Consider the following 11,822-nt stretch of genomic DNA (forward strand, 5'->3'; position numbering starts at 1 on the left):
ATCGAATGGATGCGGGAGAGCCGAGATGACGAAACCCACGCGGCGCGGCTTTCTGGCCGGGGCGACGGCGTTGCCGATCGCGACGGCGGTGCATGTTGACGCAGCGACCGCGCCGAATGCGATCGCCGCCGACCTCTCGACCTATATCGGCTTCGGCAACAAGCAGTCGGGCGGTGCGGGCGACACCGCCTGCGGCCATTGGCTGGCGACCGAGCTCGACCGTGCGGGCTTCGCGGTCGAGAGACTGCCGATCTCCGTCCCTTGGTTCGAAGGAGAAGGCTGCGAAATCGTGGCGGGCGAAAGGCGCGCGCCGCTGCATCCGCAGCCAATCGTCACCCCGACCCCCAACGGAGGCGTATCCGGACCGCTCGTCCGCGTCGATGCGCATGGCCAGACCGACGCGCCGCTTGCGGGCGCGATCGCGATCGTCGACCTGCCCTATGGGCGCTGGTCGTCGGCGCTGCCGAAGCCGGTACGCGCGCCGGTCGATGCCGCCTTCGCGGGCGGTGCACGAGCTGCGGTGATCGTCACCAACGGCCCGACCGGACAGGTGATCGCGCTCAACGCCGACGGCCGCGCGCCGATGTTCGCGGGACCGGTCGGGCTGCTTGCCCCTGCCGAGGCCGCGCCCTTCCTTGCCGCCGCGATGCGGCGCCAGCCCGCGCGCGTGACGCTGGCGGGCCGCGGCGGGCGGCGCGCGGCGTTCAACGTCATCGGCCGGCTCGACCGCGGCAAGCGGCGCTGGCTCGTCGTCTCGACTCCGCGTTCGGGCTGGACCGTCTGCGGCGGCGAGCGCGGCGGCGGCGTCGCCGCATGGCTCGATCTCGCGCGCCGGGCGCCGGCGGCCTTTCCCGACCATGACATTGCCTTTCTGTGCAACAGCGGACATGAGTATGAAAATCTGGGCGCCGAAGAATCGCTGAAGGCCGTAGCGCCCAAACCCGCCGAAACGCATTTCTGGCTGCACCTCGGCGCCAATCTGGCGGCCCGCGACTGGCACGAGGGGCTGTTCGGCCTTGCACCGCTTCCCGGCACCGATTCGCAGCGCTATCTGGTGGTCAGCCCGCCGCTGCTACCCGCGGCGCGGCGGCTGTTCGCGGGCCTTGCGGGTCTCGAGGCGCCCTATGCCAGCGACCGGATTTCGGCCGGCGAACTGACCGCGATCATCAAGGCGGGCTATCCCTCGGTGGCCGGGCTGTTCGGGGTGCATCGCTTCCACCATGTCGAAGGCGACGACGCGCGCTGCGTCGATGCGGCGGCGGTCGCCGCAACGATGGCGGCGTTTAGGCAATTGCTCGTCACCGCCGCCGCCTGACTTCTACGCTTCGATGTCCCGCTTGAAGGTTTCGGGCAGGAAGAGGATACCGACCACTGCGGTGACCGCCGCGATCACCACCGCATACCATAGACCCTGATAGATATTGCCCGTCGCCGCGACCATCGCGAAGCCGATCGTCGGCATGAAACCGCCGATCCAGCCGTTGCCGATATGATAGGGCAAGGACAGCGAGCTGTAGCGGATGCGCGCCGGAAACAGTTCGACGAGCAAGGCCGCGAGCGGGCCGTAGACCATCGTCGCGAGCAGGCCGAAGATGCAGAGGATCAGGATCACCTTCGTCTTGTTCACCTGCGCCGGATCGGCCTTGTCGGGATAGCCCGCGGCGTCGAGCGCGGCCTTGGCCTCGGCGCTAAAGGCGGCGACCACCGCGGCGCGCGCGCCCTTGTCCAGCCCCGCGGGGTCGGGGACCGCGACCGCCCGGTCGCCGACCCGCACCGATGCGCGCGTTCCCGCCGGCGCCTCGACATTCGCATAGTTGATGCCATTCCTGGCGAGATAGGATTTGGCGATGTCGCAGCTCGTGGTGTCGAAGCTGTTCTTGCCGATCGGATCGAACTGGAACGAACATTCGCCGCCATCGACGACTACGGCGACCGGCGCGCGCTCGATCGCCGCCGCCATCGCCGGGTTCGCCGCGACGACGAGCGCCTTGTAGAGCGGGAAATAGACAAAGACCGCGATGACGCAGGCGGTCATCATGATCGGCTTGCGCCCGATCTTGTCGCTGAGCCAGCCGAAGAAGACGAAGCTCGGGATGATGATCGTCAGCGCCGCGGCGACCAGGAAATTGGCGGTCGCGCCGTCGACCCGCGCGATGCGTTCGAGATAGAAGAGCGGATAGAGATGCGCGGCGAAGCCGATCACCGCCTGCCCCGCGACCGCGCCGAAGAGCGCGATCAGCACGATCTTCAGGTTGCGCCATTCGCCGAAGGCTTCCTTGAGCGGCGCCTTCGACGTTTCGCCCGCCGCCTTCATGCGCTGGAAGACCGGGCTCTCTTCGAGCTGGAGGCGGATCCACAGCGCGACCGACAGGAGGACGATCGAGAAGATGAAGGGCAGGCGCCAGCCCCAGTCGTTGAACGCGTCGGCATCCATGAACAGCCGCAGCGACACGACGAAGGTCGAGGCGAGGATGAGCCCGATCATCGCCGTGGTCTGGATGAAGCTGGTATAGAAACCGCGCTTTCCGGGCGGTGCATGTTCGGCGATATAGACCGCCGCGCCGCCATATTCGCCGCCGATCGCCAGCCCCTGGAGCAGCCGCAGGATCATCAGGATGATCGGCGCCGCGACGCCGATCGTGTCGTAGCCGGGCAGGAAACCGACGGCAAAGGTCGACAGACCCATGATCGCCATTGTGACGAGAAAGGTGTTCTTGCGCCCGACGATATCGCCGACGCGCCCGAAGACGAGCGCGCCGAACGGCCGCACCGCAAAGCCCGCGGCAAAGGCCATCAGCGCGAGGATGAAGCCCGTCGTCTCGTTCACGCCCGAGAAGAAATGGTGCGACAGGGCGCTGGCGAGCAGCCCGTAGAGGTAGAAATCATACCATTCGAATACCGTCCCCAGCGACGACGCGCCGATGACGAGCTTTTCATTCTGCCCCTTTTGCACCGCATCCGCGGCAGGCAAGGCTTCGCTGTCGGTTGCCATATCCTTCTCCCATTTTGCCCGGCGACGGCGGCGGGCTCTTCATCGGCCCGTCCGCCATGCCCCCGGGGAATCCCTAGCGTGCGGCCGCCATCGTCGGCGCGGTGAAGCCGGCGCTTGCCAGCTCGCGTTCGGCCTGCGTGAAGCCATAGGCGGGGACGCTTTCGCCCGCGCGGTCCGATACTTCGTCCCAGGCCGCGACCAGCCGCTGGGCCGCATCGTCGCCGCGCCCGATGAAGACGCCTTCGGTCAACGTGATATTTGCGGTCGCGAAATGCCCCGCCCCGGCGCACAGGATCGCGCGCGTCGGCGCATCGTCGCCGACCAGCGCCAGCAGCCCCGGGCTCACCGCCTCGGGCGCGAGCCGGGCGAGCGCGTCGGGCGCGAGCACGCCGTCGGTCATCGCGGTGGCGGCGGTCGGCGCGAGGCAGTTGACGCGGACATTATATTTCTCGCCCTCGATACCCAGCGTCTGCATCAGCCCGACGAGCGCCATCTTGGCCGCGCCGTAATTGGCCTGCCCGAAATTGCCGTAGAGCCCCGACGAGGAGGTCGTCATCACGATGCGGCCGAAACGGCGCTCGCGCATCTGGTCCCACACCGCCTTCGAACAGACCGCCGCGCCGATCAAGTGAACGTCGACGACGAGGCGGAAATCGTCGAGGTCCATCTTCGCGAAGCTCCTGTCGCGCAGGATGCCGGCGTTGTTGATCAATATATCGACGCCGCCCCATGCGCGCGCCGTGTCCTCCACCATCGCCGCGACCTCGGCCTCGTCGGTCACCGAGGCGGCGACCGCCATCGCATCGCCGCCAGCCTCGGCGATCTCGGCCGCGACGCGCGCGGCGGCGTCGCCGTCGCGATCGTTGATCACGACGCGCGCGCCGTGCCGCGCGAGCATCAGCGCATGCGCGCGGCCAAGCCCGCCGCCCGCGCCGGTCACGATCGCCACCCTGTCCTTGAGTTCGTCCATCATTCCGCTTTCCTCATTATAGTAACTCACTTGTGAGTGAATATTATCCATCTCGCAGTCGGGCCGATGTGCCCTGCCGCCAAGCCCTTTATGGCTTGGGTCAGCCCGAAACTGCCTTCCTTTCCCGTCATCCGGCGAAGGCCGGGATCTCGCCGGCGCGTTATCCCGATACGGTGAAATCCCGGCCTTCGCCGGGATGGCGGGGCCAAGGTAGAATGATCATCCTCTAGATACTGTCCTGCTTGCGTTGGTCGCAGATTTCGCGGAAACCCGCGGCCATGAAGCGCGCCATGCGCGCCTTGACCGCTTCATAATCGTCCGAATGGCACAGGCCGTGCGACAATTTGTCGATGCGCCCGGTGCGCGCGAGCGTCAGCATCAGCGCGCCGGTGACGAAATGATAACCCCAGAAAATATCTTCCTCGGCGGCGTCGGGCAGCGCCTTTTTCAATATCTCGATCAGGCGGAGCACGACGGGGTCGAAATATTTGTCCATGAATTCGGCGCCCTCGGGGCTGTTCGACGCCTGCGCGCCGAACGCACCGTAATTCTTCCAGCCCTCACCGCCCTGGATATAGAGATCGAGGTCGGTGTCGAGGAAGGCGTGCAGCGCGCCTTCCACCGTCGGCTTGCCGCCCGCCGCGCGGTCGTAATCGTCGAGCGCCTGCATCCGTTTGTCGATCGTCACCACAGCGCGCCGCGCGAATACCGCGTCGAACAGCGTCCTTTTGTCGTCGAAATAATAGTTGAGCAAAGTGTGGTGGACGCCGACCTGTTTCGCGACATCCTTCAGCGTCACGCCGTGAAAGCCGTGCTTCGAAAACAGGAGTTCGGCGGTGTCGAGGATCTGCTCCATCATTTCGGCGCGCTGTTCCGCCTTCGACGGGCGCTTCACCGCACTCTTTGCCTTCGACGCCAAATTCCTGTCCTTCCGCACTTGATCTGTTTCGTCATGCCGCCGCGACGCGACGGGCCTACACCTGACCGTAATCGGCCCGCAATTGCATTTTGTCGATCTTGCCCGTCGGCGCGAGCGGCATCGCGTCGAGCCGCACAATCGCGTCGGGAATCCACCAGGAGGCGACGCGTTCCCGCAGCGGCGCGAGCAGGTCGTCGTCGCTGACCGATCCGTCATTGGTCTCGACCAGCAGGATCGGCCGCTCGCCCCATTTGGGATCGCTGCGCCCGATCACCGCCGCGAGCGACACCTGCGGCAACGCGCCGACCAGCGCCTCGATCTCGGCGGGATTGATCCATTCGCCGCCCGATTTGATCAGATCCTTCGACCGCCCGGTGATCGTCAGATTGCCGGCGCGGTCGAGCCGCGCGAGGTCGCCGGTGTCGAACCAGCCGTCACCATCGGTCGCGGGCGCGTCCTGCCCGAAATAGCGTTCGACGACGCTCGGCCCGCGGACGCGCAAATGTCCCTCGGCGCCGCGCTGCTCGGCGAGCGCGCGCCCCTCGGCATCGGTCAGCAGCAGGTCGACGCCGATCGCGGGCTTTCCCGACACGCCGGCGGTGCGATCGGGATCGCCCGGGACCGCCGCGGTGCCGAGCGGCGACAGCTCGGTCATGCCCCAGCTCGTCTGCACCTCGGCGCCCAGCCGCCGCTCGATCCGTTCCATCAGCGCCGGGGGCATCGGCGCGCCGCCGACGAGGATGCGTTCGAGCGTCGGCACCTCGCCCCCCTCGCGCTCGAGATGTTCGACCAGCCCCAGCCACACGGTCGGCACGCCGACCCCCGCGGTCACCCCTTCGCCGCGGATCAGCGCCGCCAGATGCGCGCCGTCGCTGTGGCGGCCGGGCAGCACGAGCTTGCCGCCCGCCGCGGGCACCGAAAAGGGCAGCCCCCAAGCGTTGGCGTGGAACATCGGGACCACCGCAAGCACCGCGTCGCGCGCGCGCACGCCCATCACATCGGCCTGCAACTGGCGCATCGTGTGAAGGTAGCAGCCGCGATGGGTGTAGGTGACGCCCTTCGGTGCGCCGGTGGTGCCCGAGGTGAAGCAGAGCCCCGACGGGCTGTTCTCGTCGAACTCGCCCCAAGCGACATCGGCTGATGCCGCCGCGAGCGCGGGTTCGAGCGCAGCGACCGCGATGCGGCCGGTCCCCTCGCCCGCGTCGGGTTCGGCGGTGTCGGCGTCGAGCAGCAGGATCCGCCGCACGGTCCCGACATTGCGCGTTGCCGCCTCGGCGAGCGGCAGCAGCTCGGGGCTGACGAGCAATATGCCGGCTTCCGACTGCACCAGCATGGCGCCGATCTGCCCGGGCGTCAGCCGCGGGTTCAGCGTGTGGCACACCGCGCCCATGCCGATGATCCCGTACCAGCTTTCGAGATGCCCCTGCGTATTCCACGCGAGCGTCGCGACGCGGTGCCCCGCGCGCACGCCCATTGCATAGAGCGCGCCCGACACCGCGCGCGCGCGTTCGTAAAGCGCGGCATAGCCGATCCGCGCGATGCTTCCGTCCGCCCCAGCCGATACGGTTTCGGCTTGCGCGTGCCATTTGGCGGCGTGGGAGAGGAATTTGTCGAGCGTCAGGCCATAGGACTGCATCGAACCGTCGATCATTGGCACCCCGCGGCTTTCGGCGGCAGCGGCGGCGAAATGACGCCGACGTTCCAGTTCCATGGAATGTCGCCCGCCGCGCGGCGGCGGCACATCACCGTTTCGTGCAGCGCCGCGGTGCCGGGAAGCAGGCGGTGCCCGGCTTTCGGCGCATCGGCGATGTGGAGGAAACCGGCGTCGTCGGAATAATCTGGCCAGTCGGGCTGGCCCTTCGCCTGCGGCCGGCCGCCGCGCGCGAAACTCGCCCAATAATCGCCCATCGCGCCCGCCAGCTTGCGTTCGGTGAGGTCGTCCGGAATTTTCGGCCACAGCGGCGGCGTCTTGCCCGCGGTACCGAAGATATAGGGCAGCTCGGCGGCGTGGAAGGCGTGGAGCTTCCATTCGGCGGTCGCCGGATAGCCATGGTCGAAATAATAGAGATAAGCGCCCTGCCCGAGCGCCGCCTGGTTCGACACCAGCCGTTCGGAGGTCCAGCCATACATCGCGTCGCGCGTCGCCGCGAGCATGCTTTCCTCGATCGTCTTCGCCGGATAGCGCGCAAGGAAGGCGTCCGCCAACTCGCCGTAATTGGCGCGGATCGCGGCGTCATAGGCCGCGGCATCGGCGGGCGGCTTGGGCAGCAGGAAGCGCAGCGAGCGGATTTCACCGGCGTTGAAGCCCGCGAGGATTGGCACCGGAGCTTGCTCGTTCCGGTCGAAGCTGTCGACGAGCTGACGCGGCACGATCTTGCCGTCGACGACGGGGAAAGGGAAATAGCCCGTCGCCGGCGCCTTTTCGGCGATGTCCTTTGCGGGCAGCGCGCGCAGCGCCGCGAGGTCGGCGGCGCCGAGCTTGGCAGCGAGGTCGGCGCCCTGCGCCTCGGCGGGCACCATGCCGTTCAGCGGCGCATGCAGCGCCGGCGCCGACACCATATAGGCGCTCTGCGCGACCGCCTTGTGGAACAGCCCGCGCGCGGCGGGCGCGGTCATCAGATACATGACGCTGAGCGCGCCCGCCGACTCGCCCGCGATCGTCACATTGCCCGCGCTGCCGCCGAAGGCGCCGATGTTGCGCTTGACCCATTCGAGCGCCGCGACCTGGTCGAGCAGCCCATAATTGCCCGACACGCCCTCGACCGATTCGGCGCTGAGCTGCGGATGCGCGAGCCAGCCGAGCGCGCCGAGCCGGTAGTTGATCGACACGACGACGATACCGCGTTCGGCGAGCGCGCTGCCGTCATAGATCGGATCGCCGCCCGACCCGCCGGTTAGCGCGCCGCCATGGATCCACACGAATACGGGTGCGTCCTTCGCATCTTTGGGTGCCCAGATGTTGAGCGACAGGCAATCCTCGCTCATCGCCGGCAGGTCCCAGGCATAGATGCTGGGGCCGCGCGGCCCCGGCTGCATGCACGCCGCGCCGAAGCGCGTCGCATCGCGGACGCCGTCCCAGCCCTCCGCCGGCTGCGGCGGCGCCCAGCGCAGCTTGCCGACCGGCGGCGCGGCATAGGGAATGCCCTTGAAGGCGCGGATGCCCTTCGTCTCGCTGCCCTCGACCTTGCCCGCGGGCGCGTCGATCACCGGCCCCGCCGCCATGGCCGGCGCCGCACAGACGGCGGCGGCGACAACGGCGAGACGGGACAGGCGGCGGATCATCGGACCTTTCATCTCCTCGCGCCGATCAGAAGCGGTAGTTGGCGCGGACGCCGATGGTGCGCGGACGCATGCGGGCGTAACGGCCGTCGAGGAACGCCTCGGGATGGACATAGGTGACCTTGCTGTCGTCGAAGAGATTTTCGACATAGACGCCGAGGTCGATCGCCCCCAGTTTTGCCCCGGCATAGAGGTTCACGTTGGTCCACGCCTCGGTGAAGTCATAGGTCGGGGCGACGGCATTCGGATTGCCCGGCACATTGGGGAACTGGTTCGGGAAGGCCCCCGCGTGCGACACATTGACCGCGGCATAAGCGGTATCGGCACCGCCGATCGCGAAATCGTAGCGCAGCGTGCCCGACCCTTGGAAATGCGGCGAGGCAAGGCGCGTGCCGAGCTCGGCGCCCGAAATCGCGGCTTCGCCCGGGGTCAGGTCGGTCACCTTCGCGCGGTTGAACGAACCGTTGAGCGCGAGGCTCAACCCCTGCACCGGCCGCGCGATGAACTCGAATTCGAGGCCGTAGCTTTCGGCACCGCCGATATTCGTCGCGAACTGGATCGAGTCCGAAACGCGGTTCGCCTGAACCTGAATATCCTTCCAGTCGATATAATAGGCGGCGATATTGGCGACGAGATCGCCGCCGAGCCAGCGGCCCTTCAGCCCTAACTCATAATTGGTGACGCTGTCCGATTTCGCGCCGTCGGGGATGATCAGGTCGTCGGGATCGATCGCGCTGACCAGCCCGGCGCGCGCATTGACGACCGGGGTGCGAAAGCCCGTCGAGACGGTCGCATAGGTGGTCAGGCTGTCGACCGGCTTCCACGACACGCTCGCCTTCCACGACAGGCGGTCGTCCTTGACCTTCAGCCCTTCGGCATAGGCGATCGGCGTGACCGTGAGCGGGATGTTCTCCAGACCGAGGAAAGCGGCGGTCAGATAATTGCTGTTGTATCCGCCGCCACGAGTGAAGCTCTGCACTTCGGTGCTGCCGTAGCGCAGGCCGCCGGTGACCCAGAAACTGTCGCTGAAGCGCCCGGTCACCTCGCCGAAGCCTGCGATTTCCTTCTGGTCGGTATAGCTGTTGAAGCGCTGGTAATATTCGTCGGGCAGCCCGGTCAGACCATTCTCGGCCAGATATTCGAGGCTCGACCGATAAGCGAAATCAACGGTACGGCGCTTGTCGTAATAGAAAAAGCCCGCGACCCATTCGATCGGCCCGTCGTGGCGCGAGACAAGCCGCGTTTCCTGCACGAACAGGTCGTCATAGCCATAAGCGTCGAGCGCAAAGGGAAAGGCCTGTGCAAAGGTGCCCGCGAGGTCGACATAGAAGGAGGCGTCATAGTCCGACAGCGTCGTCGAGCTGATCAGCTCGGCGAAATCGAACTCGTAATTGATCGTCACATTATAATTGGTGAGCTTGCCCTGGAACAGGTCGGGACGGTCCGAGCGGCGCACGAACTTGCCGAGCAGCGGGTTGGTCAGCCCCGAATCGGCGGGCTTGCTGTTCTCGTACGACGCGAGCAGCTTCACCTTCATGCGGTCGGTCGGCTGGAGGAGCAGGATCGCGCGGCCGCCGAACGCCTCGAGGCTGTTCGAATCCTCGATCCCGGTGCCGATATTGTCGACCCAGCCGTCCTCGTTGCGATAATAGCCGGTGACGCGCAGCCCGATCTCGTCCTTCATGATCGGCAAATTGACCATCGCATTATAGCGCTGGCGCACCGAGCTCGACCCGGTGAGGCCGAGGTCGATACTCGCCGAGGCCTCGAAATCGTCGAGGTCGGGGCTCTTGGTGATGATCCGCATTGCACCCGCGAGCGAGTTCGACCCGAACAAGGTGCCCTGCGGCCCGCGCAGGAACTCGACGCGCTCGACGTCGTAGAGATTGGGATCGAGGATCGTCGAATTGCCGTTCGCCGAAATCGGCAGCTCGTCGACATAGATGGCGACCGCGCTCTGCAGGCCGGCCGAATAGCCGTTGGTGTTGATCCCGCGCGCGGTGAAATTGTTGAAATTCTGCGTCGGACGGTTGACGACGATGCCCGGCGTATTCTGGGCGATGCCCTCGAACCCGACGATGCCGAGATCGTCGAGTTCCTCCTGCCCGAACGCGGTGACGCTGAGCGGCACGTCCTGCAGGCGGGCGGTACGGCGGGTCGCGGTGACGATGATGTCGTTATCGTCCCTCTGCTGATCCGATGCCGCCGTATCGGCGGGCGGCGCCTCGACCCCTTGGGCCATGACGGCAACGGGCGACGCGAACAGCGCGGCGGCCGAGGCGGACGCAAAAAGCTGAGCCTTCATATCAAACTCTCCCTCCCGTCAGCGGTCATTGCCGCCGATCTGGGCCCAGCTTATCGGCAAGATTCTCGCGCGAGTCAATATTCACTATCGCGTGTGTGAATAAAATGAGAGAGAGGAGGAAAGCCTTGCTACGGAGCGAAATTTGAGGAGGATTGCCGGGCGATTTGCCGGGTAGGCGGCTTTGTTACGCCCCGATCCGCGCCAGCCCGTCCATCACCGCGGTCAGGGCGAGCGCATTCTCGCGCTCCATCGCGCTATGCCCCGCATTGGTGACCACATAAGTGTAGGGTCCCCCGCCCGCTTCGCGCAGCGCCGCGACGAGCCGCGACGCCTGCGTCAGCGGGCACACCTCGTCAAAGCGGCCATGGACGATATGGATGGGGATGCCGGCGAGCGTGGCGATATTGTCGAAGAAATGCCCCGCGGGGAGGAACAGCGCGTTGGCGAAATAATGCGCCTCGATCTGCGCGAAGCAGAGCGCGAAATCGGCCTCGCCGAACTTGCCCGTGTCAGCCGTCTCGGGGATCATGTTCGAAATCACGCCCTCCCACAAGGACCAGGTCAGCGCCGCCTTGAGCTGGCGTTCTTTCTCGGCCGGGGTCTCGGGGACCATGTCGAAGATCGCCTTGTAGGATTTCATCACGTCGCCGCGCTCTTCGGGCGTCAGCACCGACAGCAGTTCGGCCCACTCGCCAGGATATTTCATATAGGCGCCGGGTTCGGTGAGGGCATAGGGATCGTCGGCCCACGTCGCGGCATTGCCCTGATAGAGATAGAGCAGATCCTCGGGCGCCCCCAGAAAGATGCCGCGCAGGATCAGGCTTGCGCAATGCTCGGGATGCGCGATGGCATAGGCCATCGCAAGCGTGCTGCCCCAGCTGCCGCCGAAGACGTGCATCGGCCCCGCGATCTCCAGCTTGTCGCGCAATTTCTCGATGTCGCCGATCAGGTCGGCGGTGGTGTTTTTCGCGAGCGCCACCGCGGGTCCCGTCGAGGCGACATTGGGCTCGCTCTTGCCGCAGCCGCGCTGGTCGAACAGGATGACGCGATAGCGTTTCGGGTCGAAGAAGCGCGCCATGACAGGCGCGCAGGCGCCGCCGGGACCGCCGTGGAGGAACATCACCGGTTCGCCCGCCGGATTGCCATATTCCTCCCAATAGATGCGGTGCGCGGGATCGCGGTCGACCTCGAGCCAGCCGAAATTCAGGCAGGGCGGCTGCGGGTAGACCCAGTCCTCGCCGATCTTGCTCGTCGCCTGCAATCGCGAAAAATCCATGTCTTTCCCTTCACTTATGATCGGGCTGTATGGCCCGCTTAGCGATGCGCGCCGGCATGTCCACCGCGCGGGGCGAAACGC

At 66.5% G+C, this 11,822-nt stretch carries 8 protein-coding genes; 1 reads left to right on the plus strand and 7 read right to left on the minus strand.

The features are described 5' to 3' along the window. Positions 1 to 25 precede the first annotated feature (25 nt). The gene (locus FG95_RS02095; protein WP_037553612.1) at positions 26 to 1,315 is read left to right on the plus strand and encodes a hypothetical protein; all 1,290 of its coding nucleotides are present in this window, start codon (positions 26 to 28) and stop codon (positions 1,313 to 1,315) included. Positions 1,316 to 1,318: 3 nt separating this feature from the next. Here FG95_RS02095 and FG95_RS02100 read toward each other — a convergent pair whose 3' ends face one another. From FG95_RS02100 to pip, 7 genes are all read right to left on the minus strand, one after another. Further along, entirely contained in the window at positions 1,319 to 2,992 is a 1,674-nt protein-coding gene (locus FG95_RS02100; protein WP_037553613.1) for an MFS transporter, read from the minus strand. A gap of 73 nt (positions 2,993 to 3,065) precedes the next feature. Beyond that, positions 3,066 to 3,965, minus strand: a complete 900-nt coding sequence (locus FG95_RS02105; RefSeq protein ID WP_037553614.1) for an SDR family NAD(P)-dependent oxidoreductase — start codon at positions 3,963 to 3,965, stop codon at positions 3,066 to 3,068. Positions 3,966 to 4,188: 223 nt separating this feature from the next. Next, positions 4,189 to 4,881, minus strand: a complete 693-nt coding sequence (locus FG95_RS02110; protein ID WP_037553615.1) for a TetR/AcrR family transcriptional regulator — start codon at positions 4,879 to 4,881, stop codon at positions 4,189 to 4,191. Positions 4,882 to 4,936: 55 nt separating this feature from the next. Further along, positions 4,937 to 6,592, minus strand: a complete 1,656-nt coding sequence (locus FG95_RS02115) for an AMP-binding protein (RefSeq protein WP_327195716.1) — start codon at positions 6,590 to 6,592, stop codon at positions 4,937 to 4,939. Beyond that, positions 6,529 to 8,163 (minus strand): carboxylesterase/lipase family protein, encoded by a 1,635-nt coding sequence (locus FG95_RS02120; RefSeq protein WP_037553616.1) that lies wholly within the window; start codon positions 8,161 to 8,163, stop codon positions 6,529 to 6,531. The genes FG95_RS02115 and FG95_RS02120 overlap by 64 nt, the downstream gene beginning before the upstream one ends. 25 nt (positions 8,164 to 8,188) lie before the next feature. After that, positions 8,189 to 10,465 carry a TonB-dependent receptor gene (locus FG95_RS02125; protein ID WP_037553618.1) on the minus strand — a complete coding sequence of 759 codons (2,277 nt, stop codon included), beginning with the start codon at positions 10,463 to 10,465 and terminating at the stop codon, positions 8,189 to 8,191. Positions 10,466 to 10,649: 184 nt separating this feature from the next. Next, a complete protein-coding gene (gene pip / locus FG95_RS02130) occupies positions 10,650 to 11,741 on the minus strand; it encodes a prolyl aminopeptidase (protein ID WP_037553619.1) in 1,092 nt (363 codons plus the stop codon). Positions 11,742 to 11,822 lie beyond the last annotated feature (81 nt).

This window comes from Sphingopyxis sp. LC363 (genome assembly GCF_000756385.1).
Classification (GTDB): Bacteria; Pseudomonadota; Alphaproteobacteria; order Sphingomonadales; family Sphingomonadaceae; genus Sphingopyxis.